Origin of the sequence: Nitratireductor aquibiodomus, from assembly GCF_900105565.1 — a bacterium.
GTDB lineage: Bacteria > Pseudomonadota > Alphaproteobacteria > Rhizobiales > Rhizobiaceae > Nitratireductor > Nitratireductor aquibiodomus.
On record NZ_FNSL01000001.1, the window covers coordinates 2,892,370 to 2,915,290 of the forward strand.

Genomic DNA, 22,921 nt, shown 5'->3' on the forward strand with positions numbered 1-22,921 from the left:
CCAAGAACACGCTAGCGAAACGCGAGGGTTCCGCCAAGACCGCGTGCCCCGCCCTCACGCGAATGCAACGAAACTGACGAAATTTACGAAATAGCAGGTGGCATTGGATTGGTCTTGTCCAGCAGAATGAGCCGGCTGTTCTTGCCGGCGCGTGACGCGCCAGGGTGGAGCCTTCGGCAAAGCAGTGGAACAGGGCGGACGGTCCGCTCGGCTCTTGAGGGAGGAAAGCATGAAACACGCGTTCACGGCGGGGCTCGTCCTTGCCGCCGGTATTCTTCAGATGCAATCGGCCGCAGCCGAGTCTGTTCTCACGGCCCTGCCGATCCAGCGCACGGCGTGGATCGAAAACTTCAACCCCTACAACCAGTCCACGCGACTGCCTTCGGTCAACGATTTCATCTATGAGCCGCTGATCATCTTCAACACGCTGAAAGGCGGTGAGCCGAACTACCGGCTGGCGACGGGCTACGAATATTCCGAGGATCTGAAGTCTGTTACCGTGACCCTGCGCGAGGGCGTAACCTGGTCGGACGGTGAGCCTTTCACCGCAGAGGATGTGGTTTTCAGCCTGAACCTCGTGAAGGCCCACAAGCCGCTCGACAATTACGGTCATGGCAAGCTGGTCGAATCCGCGGAAGCCGTGGATGACCGGACGGTCCGCTTCACCCTGAACGATGCGAATTCCGGTGCGATCTATTCCATCGTCCGTCTTGCGGTCGTTCCCGAGCATGTCTGGGGCAGTGTCGAAGATCCGGTCACCTTCACCAATCCAAACCCCGTTGGCACCGGCCCGCTGACGGAAATCCGTCGCTTCACGCCACAGGAATACATCCAGTGCCGCAATGACAAATATTGGGATGCGGAGACCCTCAAGGTCGACTGCATGCGCTTCCCGCAGATCGCCACAAACGATCAGGCGCTGGCAGCCGCCGCCCGTGGCGAGCTCGACTGGATGGGCTCCTTCCTGCCCGACATCGAAAAGACCTTTGTCGGCAAGGATCCCGAACACCACAAATACTGGTTCCCCGCCGGTTCGCTCGTCGCTTTCAACGTGAACATGGAATCGAAGAACGAAGGCAACCGCGAAGCGTTCAGCGACGTGAATTTCCGTCGCGCGGTTTCCATGTCTTTCGATCGTGAAGCCATGGTCGACATTGCCGGCTACGGCTACCCGACCATCAACCAGTATCCCTCCGGTCTCGGTCAGGCCTATCACTCATGGAACAACCCGAAAGTGGATGCCGAATTCGGCAAGTTCACCAATTACGATGTCGACGGCGCCAAGGCGTTGCTGGAGGAAGCGGGATACAAGGATGCCGATGGCGATGGCAATCTGGAAACGCCGAGCGGCAAGGATATTTCTTTCAGCATCATCGTGCCCAATGGCTGGACTGACTGGATCAACACGGTGCAGCTTGCGGTGGAAGGCCTGACCTCCATCGGCATTGAGGCGCAGGTCGCCACGCCCGAACATGCGGTCTGGTCGGAAAGCCTGATCAATGGCGATTACGATATGGCCATGAATGCCTATTTCACCGGCGTGACCCCGCATTACCAGTATGATCTGGGCCTGCATTCGCAGAATCAGGGCAAGACCCGCTTCGGTGCGACCCGTTACTACAACGAGACACTGGACGGTCTGCTGGAGTCCTTCTTCCAGACAGTGGATGCCGAAAAACAGCGCGCGATCATGGACGATATCCAGATGGAGATCGGCCGAGACATGCCCTTCATCGCCGTTTTCAACAACCCGCTCTGGTACCAGTACAACACCAAGCGCTTCACGGGCTTCTTCAGCGCCGAGAACCCCCAGGCCAAGCCTGTCGTCCACGATGAGACGCCGGAGCGTCTCCTCCACCTGCTCTCCCTGCGTCCGGTCGAAGATTGAGAACATCGTCGATCCGGCTGCATCTTCCCACCTCCTTCCCGTCCGCGGGAAGGAGGGTTTCGAAGCAGTGTTTCTGGTGAATGGCTCCCAATCGGGGCCTCAAAGCAAAAGAAGGCGTCGGTGAAAACGACGCAAAGAAAGGGGAGACCATGCGCTTCATTCTGCGCAGGCTGGCGTTTTATCTCGTTGCCTTTCTCGTGGCAGCCACATTCAATTTTCTGATCCCCCGGCTCATGCCGGGCAATCCAGCCGACGTGATGCTGGCCCAGGCGCAGGGCACCCTGCCGCCGGAGGCGCGCGAGGCGCTGATGGAGACTTTCGGCTTCATCAACGAACCCCTTTATCTGCAGTATCTCAAATATCTGGGCTCGATCTTCACCTGGGATTTCGGTGTCTCCGTCAAGTATTATCCGACACCCGTTTATGACCTGCTCGCCCGCGCTCTGCCGTGGACGCTGTTCCTCACCGGCACGGCCACGCTTGTGGCCTATGCGCTGGGCACCCTGCTTGGCATTCGCGCCGCGTGGCGTCGTGGCGGCCGGTTCGACGGCGTTGTGTCCCCGCTGGCGCTGGCGTTGCAGTCGATACCCCCGGTGGTCGTGGCGATCACGGCACTGTTCGTCTTTGCCGTCACGCTCAACTGGCTTCCCGCCGGCTATGCATTCGATCCTGCACTTGAGCCTTCGCTTAGCGGCCCGTTCCTCTCATCAATGTTCTTTCATGCGCTGATGCCGGTGCTCTCGCTCAGCATCGTTCTTGTGGGTGGCTACCTCATCACCATGCGCAACAACATGATCGGCCAGCTTGGCGAGGATTACGTGCATCTGGCGGAGGCGAAGGGGCTTTCGGATGCCCGCGTGCGCTACAATTATGCGGCGCGCAACGCCTTCCTGCCCTCCATCACCGCCTTTGCAATCAGCCTTGGCTCGGTGTTCGGCGGCTCGCTCATCACCGAGGTGGTGTTCAACTATCCGGGGCTGGGCAACCTGCTCTACATGGGCGTGATCGCCCGCGATTTCCCGCTCATCCAAGGGCAACTCCTCATCATGACGCTCGCTATGCTGAGCGCAAACTTTGCCGTCGACATCGCCTATGTGGCGCTCGACCCGCGCTTAAGGAGAGCGTGATGCTGGATCTGCTGAAAATCTTTCTGCGCAACCGCAAGGCAGCCTTCGGCGTATTCATCGTCGTGTTCTACGTGGTGGTGGCGCTGGCCGCGCCGCTTATCACTTCTCACGATCCCAACAAACGCGTCAGCCGTCCGCATCAGCCGCCAGGCGCGGAATATGTGATGGGCACCACCCGCATGGGGCGCGATGTCTACACCCAGCTTGTCTGGGGCACGCGCACCTCGCTCATGGTCGGCATTCTCGCCGGGTTCATTGTCACGCTCATCGGCACCGTGGTGGGCCTCACCGCCGCCTATTACGGCGGCGCGACGGACGAGACGCTCAACTTCGCCACCAATGTCGTTCTGGTCCTGCCGCAATTGCCGCTGCTGCTGGTTCTGGCGGCATTTCTCGGGCAGGTGGGCCCGCTCTCCATTGCCATCATCATCGGCCTCACATCATGGGCGTGGGGGGCGCGGGTAACACGCGCGCAGGCCATGACCCTGAAGAACCGCGAGTTCATTCAGGCCTCCCAGCTCATCGGCGAGCCGGCATGGCGCATGATCCTGGTGGAGATGCTGCCGAACCTCCTGTCGATCATCGGCTTCAACTTCATCGGCAGCGTGATCTTCACCATCATCACCCAGGCCACGCTGGAGTTCCTCGGGCTCGGCGATCCGCTCTCCGTCTCGTGGGGCACGATGCTCTACAACGCCAAGAACGCCTCGGCGATCACCGTGGGTGCATGGTGGGAGATGGCCGCGCCCTGCGTCGCCATCGTCATCATCGGCGTTGGCCTGTCGCTGCTCAATTTCGGTGTCGACGAGATTTCCAATCCGCGGCTGCGCACGCTGGGCGCCATCGGCAAGGCCATGAAACTGCAACGAAAGCTCGACCGTGAGCGTCTTGCCGGGAAGGAGGCATGAGCATGGAGACTGATAATCCGCTCCTGTCCGTCCAGAATCTGTGCGTCGACTATCTGACGCCGAATGGCACATTCCGCGCCGTGCGCAATGTCTCGCTCGACATCGGGCAGAACGAAATCCTGGGCCTTGCCGGTGAAAGCGGGTGCGGCAAGAGCACCATCGCCTTCTCTCTCATGCGGCTTCACCGGCCCCCGGCTTTCATCAGCGCCGGCAGGATCCTGTTTGAGGGCGAGGACGTGCTTGCCTTCTCGCGCCGCCGGCTTGAGGCGTGGCGCTGGAGCGGGGCATCGATGGTGTTCCAGAGCGCGATGAATTCGCTCAACCCGGTGCTTACGGTTTTCGAGCAGTTCCGCGACATGCTCGCCCGCCACGAAAAGATGGGGCGGGATGCCGCCCGCAACAGGGCCGGCGAGATGCTCGCCATGGTCGGCATCCCCCAAGACCGGCTGGATGCCTATCCGCACCAGCTTTCCGGTGGCATGCGCCAGCGCGTGGTGCTTGCCATGGCACTCACGCTCAAGCCGCGCCTGGTCGTCATGGATGAGCCCACCACCGCGCTTGATGTGGTGGTGCAGCGCGAGATTTTGCAGGAGATCGTGGCGCTGCGCAAAACGCTCGGCTTCTCGGTGCTGTTCATCACGCATGATCTGGCGCTGATGGCGCAGTTTGCCGACCGCATCGCGATCATGCTGGAAGGGCGCATCGTGGAAAAGGGCGAGGCGCAGAGCCTCGTTGCCGATCCGCAGCACGAATACACGCGCAGGCTCTGGGCAGCCATGCCGCGCATTGAGGGGGCCGCCGCATGACCGCCCCGCTTCTGTCGCTTGAAGGCGTTTCCAAGACCTTCCATGTGCGCCCGGTTCTGGGTGCTGTGCGCCGTGTTGATGCGCTGCGCAATGTCACCTTCTCCATCGAGCCCGGCAAGGCGCTGGCGCTGGTGGGCGAAAGCGGGTCGGGCAAAAGCACTTGCGGACGCGCCGTTATCCGGCATTTCGAACCGAGCGCCGGCACGGTCCGGTTTCGCGGCGAGAACATTTTTGAAAACCGCACCCGCAGCGGCGACCGCGCCTATCTGCGCGCGGTGCAGATGGTGTTTCAGGATCCGTTCTCCTCGCTCAACCCCACCCACACGATCCGCCACCACCTCGAACGCCCGCTGCGGCTGCATGGCGGGACGGCGGATCTCGAAGCGCGGCTCAGGCAGACGCTGGCCGATGTGGAGCTTGATCCCGACACCACGCTGGAGAAGTTCCCGCACCAGCTTTCCGGTGGTCAGCGCCAGCGTGTCAGCTTTGCCCGTGCGCTTGCCGTCGGCGCGGAGCTGATCGTTGCCGACGAACCCACCTCCATGCTCGATGTGTCGATCCGAAAATCGGTGCTCGATCTGATGCGGCGCCTGAAGGAAGAGCGCAACATCGCCTTCCTCTACATCACGCATGACATCGCGACTGCGCACTACATCGCAGAGGAAACGGCGGTGATGTATGCCGGGCAGGTGATGGAGCGCGGCCCGTCCGATGCGGTCATCCGCAATCCGCGCCATCCCTATTCGCGTCTTCTCATTTCTGCCGTGCCCGATCCGGCGAAGCGTTTCGACGATGCCGATGGCGACGGGCTCGCCTTCACCCGGCAGGCGGAGGCCGTGCGGGCAAGTGCGGCGCGTCCCATCTCGGGTTATCGTGAGGTTGCGCCGGACCATTTCGTTGCCTATTCGGATGCAGACCATGACTGATATGCTCGTGCCCCTCTACAAGCTCCCGCCAGCCAAACCCGTGGCCGAGGGCATTGTCATTCGCCGCGCCATCGGGCCGGAAATGCATGTCGTGTGCGATTTCGCCGAGAAGCATTTCAGCCGCAACTGGGCCAGCGAATGCGCCGTGGCCATGGCGGCACAGCCGGCCAATGTTCTGGTCGCGGTGGAAAACGGAAAGCTTCTGGGCTTTGCCTGCTACGACGCCACGGCGAAGGGCTTCTTCGGCCCGACCGGCGTTGACGAGGCCGCGCGCGGGCGCGGCGTCGGGGCGGCGCTGCTCATGGCAACGCTGCAGGCGATGCGCGATGCAGGCTATGTCTATGCGGTGATTGGCGGAGCCGGGCCCATCGAATTCTACAAGAGCCAGTGCGGCGCAATCGAGATCCCCGGCTCCACCCCTGGCATCTATGGCGACATGCTGCGCTGATCAGCTTTGCGCTCTGGGGCTTTGCCTCACGCGAAAATCATTTATACGTGGCGCCCAAACGCATCCTTTGAACTGGTGGGTGAAAATGTCGAACCGCGTCGCCTGGCACGAATTGTCAAAACTGTCCGCAGATGAGCGCAAGACGCTCTTGACGCGAACGGAAGACGACCTCACCCATTTCCTCGAAAATGTCGCCCCCATCATCGAGGCGGTGCGCAAGGAGGGCGATGTGGCGCTTTCCCGTTTTGCGCGCCTGTTCGACAAGGCGCAGGTCGAGCCGGACGCGATCGCCGCGACGGAAGAAGATTTCGATGCTGCCTTCAAGACGCTCGATCCGGAGATGATCGAGACGCTGGAATTCTGCGCCGACAACATTCGCCGTTTCCACGAGGCGCAGCGGCCTGAAGAAATGTGGATGAAGGAAATCCGCCCCGGCGTTCTGGTCGGCGAGCGCGCCACGCCGATCGACAGCGTTGCGCTCTATTCGCCGCGCGGCAAGGGCACGTTCCCTTCGATGACCCTCATGACGGCGATCCCGGCCGTGGTTGCCGGAGTGCCCATGCCCATCGTGCTCACCCCGCCCGGGCCCGACGGCAGGGTGGATGCGGCGACGCTGGTTGCCGCGCGCATTGCCGGCGTGAAGCATGTCTACAAGGCCGGTGGCGGTCAGGCCGTCGCCGCCGCTGCCTACGGCACGGAAACCATTCCACGTTGCGCCAAGTTCGAGGGACCGGGCAGCCCGTGGATCGCCGCCGCCAAGCGCCTGCTTCAGGGCCAGATCGCTTCGCGTCTCCCCGCCGGCCCCACCGAGAGTATCGTCCTGGCCGATGAGACAGCTGATCCCGAAATCGCGGCGCTCGATCTCTTGGTCGAAGCCGAACACGGCAGCGACAGCTCCAATTTTCTGGTCACCTGGTCGCGCGAGATTGCGGAAAAGGTGCGCGATGCGCTTCCGAAATACTGGGCCGAGATGAATGCCGAGCGTGTGCGCTATTCTTCCGATGTGCTGGGCGGCACAAGCGGCGGCATCGTTCTGGCGGACACGCCGGAAGAGGCGTTCGCCTTCGTCAACGATTACGCGCCCGAACATCTTCAGATCCTGTCAAAGACGCCCTTCGAATATCTGTCGCGGGTCCGCAACGCATCGGAGATCCTGCTCGGCGAACATGCAGCAGGCTCCATGGCCAATTATGCCATGGGGCCGAACGCCGTTCTACCCACTTCGGGCATGGCGCGCGCGCATTCCCCGCTCGGCGTGCACGATTTCATGAAAACCTCGTCCATTGGCCATGTGACCGCGCAGGGTTATGCCGAATTCGCCCCCCACACGCTGCGCTTTGCCCGCTATGAGGGCTTCGACGCCCATGGAAATGCGGTAACGAAACTCAGGAACAATCACGTGGAGAAGGGCGAGTAGGGCGCGAAGCGGCCTTCAAGGAAACGCAACCAGCAGGCAACGCTTGACAGAACCACCCGCAAAGCGCATTGCAACCGCCCCTTGCAACCCACCGGTGTTCTCATGTTGCCCCTTGCATCGCTCGGCGAGCGCATTGTCATTCTCGGCCCGTCCAACGCGGGTAAATCAACGCTGGCTCTCGCCCTGTCCGAAAAGCTTGGTCTTCCGGCAGTCCATCTCGATCAGCTACAGCATCTGCCGGGCACCGACTGGCAGACGCGGCCGGAGGCCGAGTTCAGGGCTTTGCACGATGCGGCGATTGAGGAGGAAAGCTGGGTGATGGAAGGAAACTACTCCCGCCTCATGCCGCAGCGGCTGGCTCGCGCCACCGGCATCATCCTCATCACATCCAGCCCGTGGCTGCGCATCGGGCGCTATCTGAAGCGCACGCTGGTCAACCGGGCTGACCGCGCCGGGCATCTGGAAGGCGCGCAGGACAGCATCAAATGGGAGATGATCCACTGGATCCTCGTCAAGACCCGTAACAGCGATGCCAAATACGCAGATGTTGTGCGCAGGTCCGGCCTGCCCGCGGTTGAATGCCAGTCGGCCCGGGCGCTGAACGATCTGTACTGCGTCTGGGAGCTTCAGTCCCCGGTCAGATAGCGGGGAGCGCGCGGCACACCCAGCCCCTGAAGCTGAAGCCCGCATAGAATAGCTCGATATCGCCGAAACCGGCTTCCGCCAGCAGGGCTTCGTCTTCCTCCGGTGCCAATGCGGGCAGGTTCTGCCGCATCGCCGCGATCTGGGCCATCACCTTGCCCGATACCTCACCCGATGCTGCGTGAAAGGCCGCATTGCGCCTGAGCCAGCGTTCGCCGGCTGGCGTTTCGATGGCAAAGCTGTGATGTGCCACGACAAGCGGCGCTCCGGGCTGAAGCCGGGAATGCAGCGCCCGCAGCGTGTCGAGCCGGGCCTCGCGCGGCAGAAAATGCAGGGTGAGGAAGGAGGAAGCGCCATCGAAACGCTTCTCGGGTGCGTCCTCGATATAGCCCTGGCGGAAGGTAACCCGGTTTTGCAGGTCGCCAAGCGTGGCACAGGCCAGCGCCAGCATATCGGCAGAAGGGTCCACTCCCTCGAAGCGCCAGCCGGGATGGGCGAGCGCGAAGGCCCGAAGCTCAACTCCGCCGCCCGCACCCAGCACAAGAACGCGGCCCTTCTGCGGAACATGCTCTGCCAGAAGAATACCGGCCATACGATGCATGTCGGCAAGGCCCGGAACCTGCCGCATCACCCGGTCCTCATACCCGTCTGCCGAAGTCGTAGCTGTCATCTGTGAAGGAGGCATGTCGCGTCCTATCCGGGCCAGACCAGCGAGCGATGAACCTGCGCGCCGGCCATCGCCCCGTCCGCCACGGCAAGCGAAACGGAATGCGGCACCAGCGCGACATCGCCGCAGGCAAAGGCGCCCGACACGCTGGTTTCCTTGGACGCATCCGTTTCGACCTGCGTCCCCATTGGCGTCTCCTCAAGTGCACAGCCAAGCGCTACTGGAAGGTTGCTGGCCGGCTCCACCCGCGGCGCCACAAAGAGCCCTGAAAAAGTGAGAACCCGCCCGTCCGCAAGTTCCACATCCGCGTCATTGACGATGCGCGTGATGCCGGTCGTTTCGATGTTTGCACCACGCTGGATGAGCCTCTCCCTTGTGTCCGGATCGAGCGCCAGCGCGTCGTTGGGCAGGAAGGTGACCTCACCCCACTCGGTCAGAAGCTCGGCCTGATGGATCGACATTGCGCCGCTGCCGATCACGCCAATGCGCCCCTGATTCAGCTCATAGCCATGGCAGTACGGGCAATGGAAAATGTGGCGGCCCCAACGCTCTGCCATGCCCTCGATGGCCGGCAGATGGTCGCGCACGCCGGTGGCAAAGATCACCCGGCGGCCGGGATGGTGCGCGCCATCCGCGCATTCGACGAAAAACCGGTCGCGCTCGCCGGAAACGGCAGTGGCCCGGGCGGCGATCACGCTCACGGTTGGATATGCATGCAATTGACGCCGGGCCTCCAGCGCGATCTGTGCTGGATCGTCGCCGTCGCGGCTCAGAAATCCGTGGGAGTGTCTGGCCGCGCGGTTTCGTCTTTCGCCCGCATCAACTACCAGCACCCGGCGCCGCGCTCTTGCAAGCTGCAGCGCCGCGGCCATGCCGGCATAGCTGCCGCCGATGATGATGACATCCTGTTCCATGTGCTAGGCCCCCTGCCTGCGGCGCTCGGCGTACCGGCGGGAGAAGTCGGCGGCGAGGTTGGCAAGCGTGATTTGTGAAAAACGTTCCAGAAGCAGCGCTTCTGCCTTGATGAATGTGTCGTCGAGCGCTGCATTGACCGCCTGCTCCACCAGGCATTCGGGCGTCTCATTGCGGTTTCCGATGGCAAAGAATGCGGGCTCGCCGAGGGCAGCATGCAACTGCCGGAGTGTGACGGTTCTGAGGTCTACCGCGATGCGCCACCCGCCGGCCGGCCCGCGATCCGACGTCACGATTCCCGCCTTGCGCAACAGCCCCATCGTGCGCCGCACGACCACGGGATTGGTGCCAAGGCACTTGGCCAGCGTCTCGGATGTCATCGGCCCGTCCGCTTCGTGCATGTGAAGCAGCGCGTGCAGGACGGAGGAAAGGCGGCTGTCTCGTTTCATGTAACTTATGTAGTTACGATTAGAGGCATGCGTCAAGGGGTATCAAAATTGCAATCAGGAAGTGTTTGAAGGCGTGAGCCGGCGGGTAGGGATCAGGCCTTGCCCGCACACCCGCCGCAATTGCCACGAATCTCGATTGTCGTCTTGGCCGGCCTGAAACCGTGCGAGCGGGTCCAGCCGTCCAGCCGGTCCTTCACCACGTCGTCGGAAAACTCTTCCACCTTGCCGCAGTCCTCGCAGATGGCGAAGGCGATCAGCTCCTGTTCATGGCAGTTGGGGTGCGCGCAGGCGACGAAGGCGTTGAGGCTCTCCAGCCGGTGCACCAGCCCCAGCTCCGTCAGTTTTTCGAGCGCGCGATAGACCTGCAGCGGTGCGCGCAGCCCGTCACCGCGCAGCCGGTCGAGGATCGTGTAGGCGCTGAGCGGAGCTTCGGCACCGGAAAGCGTTTTCATTACCAGCGCCTGGTTGCGTGTAAGATCGGCACTCATGGTTTTGTCTCCGTGGAGGGCGCTTCACCTTTCGCCATGGGTGAGGGCGTCAGGCTCAGAAGGAAGAGCACAAGCGCCGCCACCACGATGGACGGTCCAGAAGGTGTATCGAATTGCAGCGACGCCGTCAGCCCGCCGACAACCGAAAATGCACCGATCAGTGCAGCGAGCACGGCCATGACCTCCGGCCCGCTGGCAAAGCGGCGCGCCGTGGCCGCCGGGATGATCAGCAGTGCGGTGATGAGCAGGATGCCCACAAGCTTCATGGCAATGGCAATCACCGCCGCCATCAACAGCATGAAGACGAGGCGCGAGCGTTCGGGCTTCAACCCCTCTGCCTGCGCGATATCGGGGTTGACCGTGGCTGCCAGAAGCGGCCGCCACAGCCAGACGAGCAGGGCAGTCACCGCCGCTCCCCCGGCATAGATCACCGCAATATCGGCCTTCGACACCGCGAGAATGTCGCCAAACAGAAAGCCCATCAGGTCCACCCGCACCCAGGTCATGAAGGCGACCATGACAAGGCCGAGCGCAAGGGTGGAATGCGACAGGATGCCGAGCAGCGCATCGGTGGAAAGCGCCCGCCGCCGTTCCAGAAAGATAAGCGCCAGCGAGGCAAGCGCCGCCACCAGGAACACGCCCACCATGAGGTTGATCTCCATCACCAGCGAGAGCGCCACGCCCAGAAGTGCGGAATGCGCCATCGTGTCGCCGAAATAGGCCATACGCCGCCACACGACGAAACAGCCGAGCGGCCCCGTCACCAGGGCAAGGCCGATACCGGCGACAAGCGCGCGGATAAAGAAATCATCGAGCATCACTACTCCCCTTTACCGGCGCTTCGGCTTCCGCATGGTGGTCGTGGTGACCGTCATCCTTGTGGCAGTGCTCGGTGATCGTTCCATCGGCATGGCGCACACGGCCGTCGGCCAGATGCGTGTGGTCATGATGGTGGCGATAAAGCGCCAGCGACTCTGCGGCACGCGTCCCAAAGAGCTTTCGGTATTCCGGGCTGTCCATCACGCTCTGCGGCTCGCCGCGGCAGCACACATGGCCGTTCAGGCAGATCACCGTGTCGGTGTCGGCCATCACGATGTGCAGATCGTGCGAGATCATCAGTATGCCGCAGCCCGTCCGGTCCCTTATGTCGCGGATCAGCTCGTAGAGCGCCACCTCGCCCGTGAAATCCACGCCCTGAACCGGCTCGTCGAGCACCAGGAGGTCCGGCTTGCGCAGCATGGCCCGCGCCAGCAGCGCGCGCTGGAATTCGCCACCGGAAAGGGCAGCCACCTGCCGCTCCGCCAGATGTCCCACGCCCGCAGCCTCAAGAGCGGTACGGATCTCCTGCCTGCCTGCCGGTGCCGTCAGCGTCATCAGCCGCTCCACGCTGAGCGGAAGCGTCCAGTCGAGCGCCACTTTCTGCGGCACATAGCCCACTCTCAGCGTGCTCGCCCGGTGCACATGACCTTCGCTCGGTTGGAGGATGCCGATGGCCGTCCTGGCCGTTGTGCTCTTGCCAGAGCCGTTGGGCCCGATCAGCGTCACGATCTCGCCCCGCCGCACCGAAAGATCGACCCCGCGCACCAGCCAGCGCCCGCCACGGCTGATCCCGGCATTGTGCATCTCCACCAGCGTGTCACTGGAGGTCTGTGCCAATGATTTTGATTTTTCCAGCATGTGAATATTTCCGACTTGTCAGCGGATATGGCACACGTTATAGCGTAACGCAAGGATGTGTAATATCATAACATTTGTGCCGGCACGGGCCAAAACATTTGTGTCGGCACGGGCCAAGTGGGGAGCCGGCGTTGTGGCTACATGTCCGACTGTTCGTTCGACGCCTGACAGGAGCCAGTCATGAAATCGTTTCGCCTTTCCCTCGCTGCCGCAGCATCCGTCCTCACGCTGCTTGCTTCAGCCGGGACAACCGGCGCTTCCGCAGCTGATTTGGAGGTCGTGGCTTCCATCAAGCCGGTACACTCCCTGGTGGCCGGGGTGATGGAAGGTGTCGGCGAGCCGCAGCTCATCCTGCAGGGCGCCGGCTCGCCGCACACCTATTCCATGCGTCCCTCCCAGGCGCGCATGCTGGCTGGTGCCGATGTCGTGTTCTGGGTCGGCCCCAGTATGGAGGTCTTTCTGGCGAAGCCTCTTGAGACGCTGGCGGGCGAGGCAAAGCTGGTGAGCCTCTCCGAGAGTGAGGGCATCACTCTTATCGACATGCGCGAGGGCGGGGCGTTCGAAGCGCATTCCCACGGCGATGAAGATGATCACGAGGCGCACCAAGCTGGCCATGACCATGAAGTAGGCCATGATCACGAGGAAAAACATGCTCATGACGATGGGCACGATCATGAGGAGGGTGAGAAGGATCACGCCCACGAGGACCATGCACATGAGGGACACGATCACCACGATCATGGCCCGGACGCGCATATCTGGCTCGACCCGGAAAATGCGAAAAGCATCGTCAATGCCGTCGCCGAGGCCCTGAGCGAAGCCGACGCCGGGAATGCCTCGACCTATGCAGCCAATGCTGCAAGGCTCAACGAGCGCATTGAGGCGCTGGAAGCGGAAATCGCAACCGGGCTGGAGCCGGTGAAAGAGCGTCCCTTCATCGTCTTCCACGATGCCTATCAGTATTTCGAAAAGCACTTCGGCCTTTCCGCAGCCGGGTCCATCACCGTCAGCCCGGAAGTCATCCCGGGCGCACAGCGGGTGGATGAAATCCGCACAAAGGTGAGCGAACTAGACGCTGCCTGCGTTTTCGCCGAACCCCAGTTCGAGCCACGTCTCGTGGAAGTCGTCACCGAGGGGACCAATGCCAGATCCGGTGTTCTCGATCCGCTCGGTGCCGAGATCGCCGATGGCCCGGATCTCTATTTCGACCTGATGCGCGGCATGGCGGCTTCCTTAAGGGGTTGCCTGGCGAAGTAAGGAAAAAGCGGGGGCAGGCTTCTTTCCGCGATTGCTGGGGATTGGGGGCCCCCACCGCGTCAGCGTTTCCGCGAAACGGTGAGCCATCCCTGCCTGCGGCTGGCAAAGCCAGATGGATCGCCTGGCACACAAGCCCCCAGGGTCAGGCGGGCGCCCGGTTCAGACAGTGCCTGTTCCGGGCGCCGTTCACTGCACCATGGCGACCATGCCGATATCGAGGCCACTGCACCCGCTCAAGAGCGTTGTCCATGCGGTCGAGGGCATGCCCTACAACATCGTCGCCGTTGGCGGCTCGGGCGAAAGCCACGAAAACCACTGATCGCGGGCCAGCCGCGCAAAAAAAAGCCCCGCCTTTCTTTCCGGCGGGGCTTTGCATTCTCATGCCATGGTTCGATCAGTGACGGGAAAGCCAGTCGTCGATCTCGCGCTCGGCCTCTTCCTGGGCTTTGCCGTAGCGTTCCTGTAGCTTGCCGGCGAGTTCCTTCCGGTTGCCGCGAACGACATCCAGATCGTCATTGGTGAGCTTGCCCCAGTTCTGCTGGACCTTACCCTTGAACTGTTCCCAATTGCCTTCGATCTGATTCCAATTCATGACGGTTCCTTCCGCATCTGAATGGAGTGCACTCCGGTTGAAGTCATCGGCCTAGGTGGCTCGATAATGCGCGAGACGTGATGTGGTTCCCGCATTTGTTTTCGCCGCCATCGGGTTTGAATGCGGGTGCAGCCACCCTTAGATTGAGGGGGGAAAGGAAACCTCTATGGAAAGCCAGCCCGCGCCTTTCGTGCCGCCTGCGCCGCGCCCGCGCACCAGCCCGCCCTCCACCTTCGAGATGATGCGCATTGTCTATCGCAACCCGCTCGAACTGTGGGGCGAGCCCTCCTACAACGAACCGTGGATTTCCATCGACAACACGATCGGCGGCCCGCTCGTCATCGCCAATGATCCGGGCCTCATCCGCCATGTCCTCGTTGACAACGCGAAAAACTACAGGATGGCCCGCGTGCGCCAGAAGATCCTGCGCCCCATCCTGCGCGACGGGCTCCTGACGGCCGAAGGCGCGGTCTGGCGCCGCTCGCGCAAGGCCATGGCGCCGGTCTTCACCCCGCGCCACATCGCCGGCTTCGCCAGACCGATGCTTGAGCGCACCCAGGCCTTCGTCGCGCGATACGAAAACGCAGACGAGCCCGTCGACGTCTCGCGCGACATGACCCTTCTCACCTTCGACATTCTCGCCGAGACGCTTTTTTCCGGCGAGATCGCCGGCGAGCCCGGCAGTTTCGCCTATCAGGTGGATCGTCTGTTTGAGACCATGGGCCGCGTCGACCCGCTCGATCTTCTGGGCGCGCCCGACTGGCTCCCGCGCATCACGCGTCTTCTGGGCCGCAATTCGCTGAAATTCTTCCGCGACATCGTCGCCGAGACGATGGCAATGCGCCGCGAGAAGATGGCGTCCGGCCACGACGTGCCGGAAGATTTCCTCACCCTTCTCCTGCGCGCCGAGGGACCGGAAGGCCTCACCCGCGCGGAGATCGAGGACAACATCATCACCTTCATCGGTGCCGGCCACGAAACCACGGCGCGCGCACTCGGCTGGGCGATCTACTGCCTCGCCTCGGCCCCGTGGGAGCGTGAAAAGATCGAGGCCGAGATCGACGCGGTGCTCGCCCGCGAACCCGATCCCGTTCGCTGGCTCGATGCCATGCCCTTCACCCGCGCCGCCTTCGAGGAGGCGATGCGGCTTTATCCGCCCGCGCCCTCCATCAACCGCGAGGCGCTGGCCGAGGATCGCTACCGCGATTTCACCATCGTCAAGGGCGCGCAGGTGCTCGTCATGCCGTGGACGGTCCATCGCCACCGGCTGTTATGGGCGGAGCCGGATGCCTTCATGCCGTCGCGTTTCCATCCTGGGAACCGCGAAAAGCTCGACCGCTATCAATATCTGCCCTTCGGCGCCGGCCCGCGCGTGTGCATCGGCGCCACTTTCGCCATGCAGGAGGCCGTCATAGCGCTCGCCATCCTCCTCTCCCGCTTCCGCTTCGACACGCTGCCCGAAACGAAGCCCTGGCCGGTTCAAAAGCTCACCACCCAGCCCCAGGGCGGCCTGCCGATGCGCGTGTCGCGGCGCTGAAACCGCATCAGGATAAGGATCACCACCAGAGCCGCTTTCTCCCACACCCACACACCCTCGTCATCCTATGATCAAGGCATAGGACGACGAGGGAGTAGAAGCGCGTCCCCTATTCGCTACTCGCTATTCGCTACTCGCTCCCTTCCTCCCCCATCACCGCCTTGCCTTTCATCGGCGGTTGCATAAAGTGCAACCCGTAGCGACCGGGGGAAGCATGGACGTCGAGGCATTCATAGAGCGCTGGACCGCGCGCGAGGGCGGGGCAGAGCGCGCCAATTACGCCATGTTCATCACCGAATTGTGCGATGTGCTGGGCCTGCCCCATCCCGATGTCGCCGGCTCTGAAACCGCGCTCAACGACTATGTGTTCGAGCGCGCCGTCAAGCCGCGCAGGAGCGAAGGCACCACCGCCCCAAAGCGCATCGACCTTTATAAGAAAGGCGCCTTCATTCTGGAGGCCAAGCAGTCGCGCATGAAACAGGGGCGCGGCGCCGAGCAGCCGGCACTCTTTGCCGAAGAGCCCGCCCCGCGCGGCAAACGCACCGTCGCCCGCGGCTGGGACCGCATGATGCTGGAGGCGCGCCGTCAGGCCGAGGATTATGTCTTCCGCCTCGATGCCAGCCATCCCGCGCCGCCCTTCATTCTTGTGTGCGATGTCGGCCACGCCATCGAGATCTTTGCCGATTTCACCGGCACCGGCCGCGCCTACGACCAGTTTCCCGACCGCCGTGGCTTCCGCATCTATATGGAGGATCTGCGCGACGAGGCGATCCGCGAGCGCCTGCGCAAGATCTGGACCGATCCCGAAGCGCTCGACCCCACGCGCGAATCCGCCCGCGTCACCCGCGAGATCGCCGAAAGGCTCGCCGCCGTCAGCAAGGCGCTGGAGAAGAAGCACCCGCCCGAAGAGGTGGCGCATTTTCTCATGCGCTGCATTTTCACCATGTTCGCCGAGGATGTGGCGCTCCTGCCGGAGGCCTCCTTCACCGGCCTTCTGGAAGACTGCACCAAATCGCCCGATGCCTTCGTCCCGCTGGTCGAGGACCTCTGGAAGAAGATGGACGCGCCAAAGCGCGACGACCGTTTCTTCTCCGCCTTCCGCACCCATCTGCGCCATTTCAACGGCAATCTGTTCAAGAATGCCCGCGCCTTCCCGCTGGGGCGGGAAGAGATCGGCGAGCTCTGGCAGGCGGCAAAAGCAAAATGGACCGAGGTCGACCCCGCCATTTTCGGCACGCTGCTCGAACAGGCGCTGGAGCCCACCGAGCGGCGCAAGCTCGGCGCGCATTACACCCCGCGCACCTATGTGCAGCGTTTGGTGGAAGTCACCGTCATGGAGCCCCTGCGTGATGACTGGCGCAAGGTGCTCACCCGCGCCGAAACCGCCAAGGAGAGCGGCAAGGAAAAGGATGCCGTCAAGCTGGTCAAGGCATTCCACCACCAGCTTTGCGAAACCCGCGTGCTCGACCCCGCCTGCGGCACGGGCAATTTCCTCTATGTCAGTCTGGAGCTGATGAAAAAGCTCGAAGGCGAGGTGCTGGAAACACTGGCCCGCCTTGGCGAGACCGAGGCGCTGGGGCTGGAGGGCGAAACCGTCGATCCGCACCAGTTTCTGGGTCTGGAGATCAACCCGCGCGCCGCGGCCATCGCCGAGCTCGTCGTGTGGATCGGCTATCTGCAACAGCATTATAAAAACCGCGACGGCCACCCCGCCGAGCCGATCCTCAAGGCGTTCAAGAACATCAATTTCGGCCGGCGCGAGGGCTATGACGCGGTGCTGACATGGGATGGCCATCCCGTGCCGACAATCGTGGAAAAGGATGGCGAGCGCGTGGAAACCTGCCCCAATCCACGCCGGCCCGACTGGCCGGAGGCGGAGTTCATCGTCGGCAACCCGCCCTTTGTCGGCGGCGGGACAATTCGCTCGCGCATGGGCTCTCTCTATGCCGAGGCGCTGTGGGCCGCGCACAAACACATGAATGAGAGCGCGGATTTCGTCATGTATTGGTGGGACCGTGCCGCCGAGCTTCTGACACGAAAGAAAACCCCGCTGCGCCGGTTCGGCTTCGTCACCACCAATTCCATCAGCCAGGTGTTCCAGCGCCGTGTCATGGAGCGCCACCTCAATGCCAAGAAGCCCATAAGCCTCATCTATGCCGTGCCCGACCACCCCTGGACCAAGGCCACCCGCGACAGCGCGGCGGTGCGCATCGCCATGACCGTGGGCGCTCCCGGCAGCCATGAAGGTCTTCTGCGCGATGTGGTGCGCGAGGCGGCGCTGGACACGGACGAGCCGAGGATCGTGTTTGAAAACCGTGTGGGGAAGATCAATTCGGATCTGAGCGTGGGGGTGGATGTAACCAACATCACAACTCTCTTGGCGAATGCCGGTATCGCACATGATGGCGTGAAACTGCATGGGAAAGGTTTTCTCGTTTCACGCTCTGAGGCAACACTTTTAGGCTTGGGGCAAAGCGACGATTTGGCAAATCACCTACGTCCTTATCGGAACGGTAGAGACATTGCGCACAGATCGAGAGATTTATTCGCAATCGACCTTTTGGGTCTTGAATCATCAGAAGTTAGAGAGAAATATCCAAAAGTTTATCAGCATATACTGGAGCATGTTAAGCCGGAAAGAGAGAAAAACAAAAGAGATAGCTACAGAAATAGATGGTGGATATTTGGCGAGCCGCGCAGAGATCTGCGTCCAGCGATAAATTCCATTGACAGAATGATTGCAACGGTAGACACCTCACGACATAGAGTTTTCCAGTTCTTTGATTGCCATTATATTTTGGATGATAAATCTGTTATAATTGCTGGCCGAGATGCTGATATTTTGGCGGTAGTTTCTTCTAGAATACATATTTGCTGGTCGCTTCGAACTGGCGGCTGGCTCGGACAAGGCAACGACTCCGTTTACACCAAGACGCGAACGTTCGACCCCTTCCCATTCCCCGATCCCTCCGATGCCCTGCGCGAAAAGCTCCGCGCTGCCGGAGAAGAACTCGATGCCACGCGCAAAAAGGTTCTGGCCGAGCATCCCGATCTCACCATGACCGGGCTTTACAACGTTCTGGAAAAGCTCAAATCCGGCGAGGCGCTTTCGGAGAAGGACGAGGATGTGAAGACACGCGGCCTCGTGCTGATCCTCAAAGAGCTGCACGAAACCATCGACCGGCTCACCGCCGAGGCCTATGGCTGGCCGCACGATCTCTCCGACGAGGACATCCTCGAACGGCTGGTCGCGCTCAATGCCGAGCGGGCGAAGGAGGAGGCGGCAGGGCATGTTCGCTGGCTGCGGCCAGAATATCAGATCCCCCGTTTCGCAAAGGGCGCTGCCGCAAAAAGCGGCGAGCTGGCGCTCGATGCGCCGGTGGTCGCCATCGACAGGGACAGGCCCTCCTTCCCCACCGATGCCTACGAGCAGCCGCTCGCGGTGGAGCGCATTCTTGCCGTCGAGGCCCGCCCCATGGCGGCAGCCGAGATCGCCCGCCAGTTCAAGCGCGGCGGCAAGCGCATCGAGGGCAGGGTGGAGCAGCATCTGCGCACGCTGGCCGCCTATGGCCACGTCACCGCGCTGCCCGACGGCACCTACGCCGCCCGCCGCGCCGCCTGAGCACCACCACTGCTTCGTCGTCCTCGGGCCCGACCCGAGGACCCATGCCGCAACACCGGGGATAAACCGCCGCCCTGCAAGGCGAAACGCAATTTTTCTCACCCGCCCCCCCATCATACCCGCAACGGCATGGCTCCCATGGCCTGGCCATAGGATGACGAGGGAGTTGAAGCGCGTACCCTACTCGCTATTCGCTATTCCCTATTCGCTCTTTTCTCCCCCACCCCCAAAACCTCCGCTACACTCCATCCATCGCCCCTGTCGGGAACCGGGTCCGGAGCCGGGGATCAGGAGGAGCGACGGCAGCCTCCCCCTCGGGTTCGGTAACCCGAGGCCTGTGAGGGCCCGCGAAAGGCCGGCGGCCGGTTTCAGACCGGTTGCGGAAAAGCCGCTAGGGCAAAGTTTGCCCGAGTGACCGGTCGGCAGTCGGGACAGCGGCCGGCGGGGCGCGCTTTTCGCGCCACTTATTTCACAACAGAGAGGCACGAAAAACGCGCCCCGTTTCCCGAACGATGCAAACCCCGGCGGAACCCCGCGCGGCAACGAAGGAGCCTGTCTTGAAATGTCCGCGCCACACCCCCCTCTGCAGAATGCCCGCCAACGTCAAACGCCCCCTTCTCCCCGCGAGCGGGAAGAAGGTGAGGATGAGGGGCGAGCGCCATCAGTGGCCGGGATACCGACAGAGGTGGAGAAGATCGCAAGGCGCCGCCCGCCCCTCATCCCCCTGCCGGGACCTTCTCCCCGCCCGCGGGGAGAAGGAGATCGTCATCCCGGGCTTGACCCGGGACCCATTGGCAGAATGCGTAAGAGCACGGCCCGGTCCTCACCCCGGCACCACCAGCCGCACCCGGCCACGCCTCTCAATGGGTCCCGGCTCTCGCTCCGCTCGGCCGGGATGACGACGATGAAGCGCTCACCCCACTCCCGTCATCCCGGGCCTGACCCGGGTCCCATTGGCAGCGCGCGCAAGAGCACGGCCCGGTCTTCACCCACGCCCCTGGAACAGATTCTCCACATGCACCGGCCAGCGGCGGGGAAGCACGGCGACGAGGTCGAAGCGCAGCGAGAGGCGCGCGTGGTCGGGTTGGCGCGCAAGCCAGAGGTCCGCCGCGCGCTCGATGCGGGTCTGTGCATGGTAGGCCACCGCATCCATCGCCGCCTCCACGGTCGGGCGTGCCTTCACCTCGACAATCGCCACCAGATCGCCACGCCGGGCGATCAGGTCGATCTCGCCAAGCTTCGTGCGGTAACGACGAGCCAGAATGCGATAACCCTTCAGCCGCAGCGCCATGGCCGCCAGCCACTCGCCGCGATGGCCGAGCCGATAGGCTTTCTGCCGCGCCTCACTCCGCATCGCTCTTGGCTTTCAGGTGAAGAAGCCGCTGATAGAGCTCGGATTTGCGCCCGCCGGTCATGCGGGCGGCTTCACCCGCCGCCTTCGAGGCGGACATCTCCTTGGAGAGCGCCATGAGCAGCCGGTCCACATCTTCCGCGCTCGTTTCCTCTTCATCCAGGGGCGGCGCCACGCACACCACCACCTCGCCCTTGGGCGCACCGGAGTCGGCGTAATGCGCGGCCAGATCCGAAAGCGCGCCACGCCGCAGTTCCTCGAACGTCTTGGTCAGCTCGCGTGCCACGCAGGCCTGGCGCGCCCCGCCAAGCACCTCCGCCATGGCGGCCAGACTGTCATCAAGGCGGCGCGGGGATTCAAAAAACACCAGTGTCGCCGGCGTTTGGCGAAATGTTTCGAGCCGCGCGCGGCGCTGGCCGTCCTTCACGGGCAGAAAGCCCGCAAACAGAAAGGCATCCGTCGGCAGACCGGAGGCCGAGAGTGCTGCCAGCACCGCCGAGGGCCCCGGAATGGGCACGACGCGCAGACCCTTTTCGATCACCTGATCCACGAGACGATAGCCGGGATCGGAGACGAGGGGCGTGCCGGCGTCGGAGATGAGCGCAACGCTCTGTCCCGCTTCGAGTGCGGCCAGAAGGCGCGGCCCGGCCTTTTCCGCATTGTGCTCGTGATAGGCGGTGAGATTCTGGCCGATGCCATAGCGCGCAAGGAGCACGCGCGAAACGCGGGTGTCCTCGCAGGCGACGATATCCGCCCCGGCAAGCACTTCGAGCGCGCGCAGCGTGATGTCGCCCAGATTGCCGATGGGCGTTGCCACGAGATAAAGCGCCGGCTCCAGCGGTGCCGCGCCGATGCGGGCGCTGCCAACGACGAAACTTTTCTCCCCGCGCGGGTTATCCATAACTCTTTGATCCTTATTCGCTCATCTCTTTGACATGGAGGCATGTGGGTTGCAAAGTCGCGCGCTGAATTTGGGACGGATGCGACGTATGAAAGTCTGGACATCGCCCGGTCGCAGAACCGGGTTCCGCTCGCTGGCGCTGGCCGGTCTTCTGGTACTCGGTGGCTGCGTGGGGGGCGATGTGCCCTACGGCATGCCGCAGCCGGGCGGTCAGGGCATTGCCACGCAGCCGGTTGTGGACAATGCGCCGCGTCTGCCCGCCTCGGGTGAGGTGATTGGCACCGGTGAGACGCGTGTTGCGCTGCTTTTGCCACTAACCGGCGAAGGCAATGCCAGCCGCATCGCTGCCGAGCTGAAGAACGCCGCACTGCTTGCCATGGACGACGTCGGCCTGAACGCGCTTGAACTGGTGGTGAAGGACACGGGCGGGACCACCGAAGGCGCTGCAATCGCTGCCGGTCAGGCCTCCGCCGAAGGTGCCGCTGCCGTGCTGGGACCGCTCTTTTCGGCCAATGTGCGCGCCGCCGCGCCGCCGCTCGGCATGTCGCAGACCCCGATGATCGCGTTTTCCTCCGACCGTGGGGCGGCATCGCCGGGGGTCTATCTCAATTCGTTCCTTCCGCAGGGCGTGGTCCAGCGCACGCTTTCCTATGCCGCGGGTCAGGGCGTGCGCAGCGTGGTGGCGATCCTGCCCGAGGGGGCTGCCGGCGACATCGCAGAGGCCGAAGCGCGCCGCACCATGCTTTCCATGGGGGGTGAGGTGACGGCGGTCGCCCGCTACGCCTATGACAACATGTCAGTCTATGAAGCGGTGCAGGGCGTTGCCGATGCGGTGCGCGCGGCGGATGCCGTGTTCATTCCCGATGGCGGCACGAGCCCGGCCACCATCGCATCCACCATGACCGAAACCGGGATCGACATTTCCGGCAAGAAGCTTCTGGGGACCGGGCAATGGACGAGCGCCAATCTGGCCGATCCGGCGCTTCAGGGGGGCTGGTTTGCCGATACGGACCAGAGCCGCGTCAACGCCTACAAGCAGCGCTATCAGGCGCGGTTCGGTGCCGAGCCGTCGCTCACATCCGCGCTTGCCTATGACTCGGTTGTTCTGGTGGCCAACATCGCAAAGGGCGGCGGCGGGATCCAGCGTCACGCGCTTGAAACGCCGGTCGGTTTCAATGGCTATACCGGCCTTTTCCGCTTCCTGGGCGACGGCACGACCGAGCGCGGATACGCCATCTATGAGGTTCGGGAAGGCAAGGCCGAGATCATTGACGCGGCGCCGTCTCGGTTTGGGGGAGGCAGTTAG

At 63.0% G+C, this 22,921-nt stretch carries 22 protein-coding genes; 13 read left to right on the top strand and 9 right to left on the bottom strand.

Annotated elements, in window-relative coordinates:
• The first annotated feature begins 229 nt into the window (after window positions 1-229).
• The 8 genes from BLW55_RS13805 (at window position 230) to BLW55_RS13840 (ending at window position 8,165) form a co-directional block, all read left to right on the top strand.
• A complete protein-coding gene (locus tag BLW55_RS13805; protein WP_090329183.1) occupies window positions 230-1,888 on the top strand; it encodes an ABC transporter substrate-binding protein in 1,659 nt (552 codons plus the stop codon).
• Between the two features lie 149 nt (window positions 1,889-2,037).
• A complete protein-coding gene (locus BLW55_RS13810) occupies window positions 2,038-3,015 on the top strand; it encodes an ABC transporter permease (protein ID WP_090330004.1) in 978 nt (325 codons plus the stop codon).
• On the top strand, window positions 3,015-3,923 hold the full coding sequence (locus BLW55_RS13815) for an ABC transporter permease (RefSeq protein ID WP_090329184.1): 909 nt from the start codon (window positions 3,015-3,017) through the stop codon (window positions 3,921-3,923). Before BLW55_RS13810 ends, BLW55_RS13815 begins: the two co-directional genes overlap by 1 nt.
• Window positions 3,920-4,729, top strand: coding sequence for an ABC transporter ATP-binding protein (locus BLW55_RS13820; protein ID WP_090329185.1), 810 nt, complete (start codon window positions 3,920-3,922; stop codon window positions 4,727-4,729). Before BLW55_RS13815 ends, BLW55_RS13820 begins: the two co-directional genes overlap by 4 nt.
• A complete protein-coding gene (locus tag BLW55_RS13825; RefSeq protein WP_007008081.1) occupies window positions 4,726-5,655 on the top strand; it encodes an ABC transporter ATP-binding protein in 930 nt (309 codons plus the stop codon). The genes BLW55_RS13820 and BLW55_RS13825 overlap by 4 nt, the downstream gene beginning before the upstream one ends.
• Window positions 5,648-6,103, top strand: a complete 456-nt coding sequence (locus BLW55_RS13830; RefSeq protein ID WP_177175082.1) for a GNAT family N-acetyltransferase — start codon at window positions 5,648-5,650, stop codon at window positions 6,101-6,103. The genes BLW55_RS13825 and BLW55_RS13830 overlap by 8 nt, the downstream gene beginning before the upstream one ends.
• 85 nt (window positions 6,104-6,188) lie before the next feature.
• Entirely contained in the window at window positions 6,189-7,520 is a 1,332-nt protein-coding gene (gene hisD / locus BLW55_RS13835) for a histidinol dehydrogenase (protein ID WP_090329187.1), read from the top strand.
• Window positions 7,521-7,622: 102 nt separating this feature from the next.
• Window positions 7,623-8,165: a P-loop NTPase family protein gene (locus tag BLW55_RS13840; RefSeq protein WP_090329188.1), complete on the top strand. Its 543-nt coding sequence runs from the start codon at window positions 7,623-7,625 to the stop codon at window positions 8,163-8,165.
• Here BLW55_RS13840 and BLW55_RS13845 read toward each other — a convergent pair.
• From BLW55_RS13845 to BLW55_RS13870, 6 genes are all read right to left on the bottom strand, one after another.
• Window positions 8,158-8,847 (bottom strand): class I SAM-dependent methyltransferase, encoded by a 690-nt coding sequence (locus BLW55_RS13845; protein WP_244509075.1) that lies wholly within the window; start codon window positions 8,845-8,847, stop codon window positions 8,158-8,160. The genes BLW55_RS13840 and BLW55_RS13845 overlap by 8 nt on opposite strands.
• A gap of 8 nt (window positions 8,848-8,855) precedes the next feature.
• A complete protein-coding gene (locus BLW55_RS13850) occupies window positions 8,856-9,743 on the bottom strand; it encodes an NAD(P)/FAD-dependent oxidoreductase (protein ID WP_090329190.1) in 888 nt (295 codons plus the stop codon).
• Window positions 9,744-9,746: 3 nt separating this feature from the next.
• Window positions 9,747-10,190: an Rrf2 family transcriptional regulator gene (locus tag BLW55_RS13855; RefSeq protein WP_090329191.1), complete on the bottom strand. Its 444-nt coding sequence runs from the start codon at window positions 10,188-10,190 to the stop codon at window positions 9,747-9,749.
• Between the two features lie 92 nt (window positions 10,191-10,282).
• Window positions 10,283-10,678: a Fur family transcriptional regulator gene (locus BLW55_RS13860; protein WP_007008088.1), complete on the bottom strand. Its 396-nt coding sequence runs from the start codon at window positions 10,676-10,678 to the stop codon at window positions 10,283-10,285.
• A complete protein-coding gene (znuB, locus tag BLW55_RS13865) occupies window positions 10,675-11,496 on the bottom strand; it encodes a zinc ABC transporter permease subunit ZnuB (protein WP_090329192.1) in 822 nt (273 codons plus the stop codon). The genes BLW55_RS13860 and znuB overlap by 4 nt, the downstream gene beginning before the upstream one ends.
• The gene (locus BLW55_RS13870; protein WP_090329193.1) at window positions 11,486-12,355 is read right to left on the bottom strand and encodes an ATP-binding cassette domain-containing protein; all 870 of its coding nucleotides are present in this window, start codon (window positions 12,353-12,355) and stop codon (window positions 11,486-11,488) included. Before BLW55_RS13870 ends, znuB begins: the two co-directional genes overlap by 11 nt.
• Before the next feature lie 180 nt (window positions 12,356-12,535).
• Between BLW55_RS13870 and BLW55_RS13875 the strand changes: the two genes are divergently transcribed.
• Together BLW55_RS13875 and BLW55_RS13880 are read left to right on the top strand one after the other, a co-directional pair.
• The gene (locus tag BLW55_RS13875; RefSeq protein ID WP_090329194.1) at window positions 12,536-13,612 is read left to right on the top strand and encodes a zinc ABC transporter substrate-binding protein; all 1,077 of its coding nucleotides are present in this window, start codon (window positions 12,536-12,538) and stop codon (window positions 13,610-13,612) included.
• Between the two features lie 112 nt (window positions 13,613-13,724).
• Window positions 13,725-13,931, top strand: coding sequence for a hypothetical protein (locus BLW55_RS13880; RefSeq protein ID WP_090329195.1), 207 nt, complete (start codon window positions 13,725-13,727; stop codon window positions 13,929-13,931).
• Window positions 13,932-14,006: 75 nt separating this feature from the next.
• On the opposite strand, the gene BLW55_RS13885 is transcribed toward BLW55_RS13880, so the two are convergent.
• Window positions 14,007-14,204, bottom strand: a complete 198-nt coding sequence (locus BLW55_RS13885) for a CsbD family protein (protein WP_007008094.1) — start codon at window positions 14,202-14,204, stop codon at window positions 14,007-14,009.
• A 166-nt stretch (window positions 14,205-14,370) separates the two neighbouring features.
• Between BLW55_RS13885 and BLW55_RS13890 the strand changes: the two genes are divergently transcribed.
• Window positions 14,371-15,741 (top strand): cytochrome P450, encoded by a 1,371-nt coding sequence (locus BLW55_RS13890; protein ID WP_025031662.1) that lies wholly within the window; start codon window positions 14,371-14,373, stop codon window positions 15,739-15,741.
• Window positions 15,742-15,955: 214 nt separating this feature from the next.
• On the top strand, window positions 15,956-19,363 hold the full coding sequence (locus BLW55_RS13895) for a class I SAM-dependent DNA methyltransferase (protein WP_090329196.1): 3,408 nt from the start codon (window positions 15,956-15,958) through the stop codon (window positions 19,361-19,363).
• A 985-nt stretch (window positions 19,364-20,348) separates the two neighbouring features.
• On the opposite strand, the gene BLW55_RS13900 is transcribed toward BLW55_RS13895, so the two are convergent.
• The gene (locus tag BLW55_RS13900) at window positions 20,349-20,717 is read right to left on the bottom strand and encodes a YraN family protein (protein ID WP_090329197.1); all 369 of its coding nucleotides are present in this window, start codon (window positions 20,715-20,717) and stop codon (window positions 20,349-20,351) included.
• Window positions 20,707-21,615, bottom strand: a complete 909-nt coding sequence (gene rsmI, locus BLW55_RS13905) for a 16S rRNA (cytidine(1402)-2'-O)-methyltransferase (RefSeq protein ID WP_090329198.1) — start codon at window positions 21,613-21,615, stop codon at window positions 20,707-20,709. The genes BLW55_RS13900 and rsmI overlap by 11 nt, the downstream gene beginning before the upstream one ends.
• 88 nt (window positions 21,616-21,703) lie before the next feature.
• Between rsmI and BLW55_RS13910 the strand changes: the two genes are divergently transcribed.
• On the top strand, window positions 21,704-22,921 hold the full coding sequence (locus BLW55_RS13910; protein WP_090329199.1) for a penicillin-binding protein activator: 1,218 nt from the start codon (window positions 21,704-21,706) through the stop codon (window positions 22,919-22,921).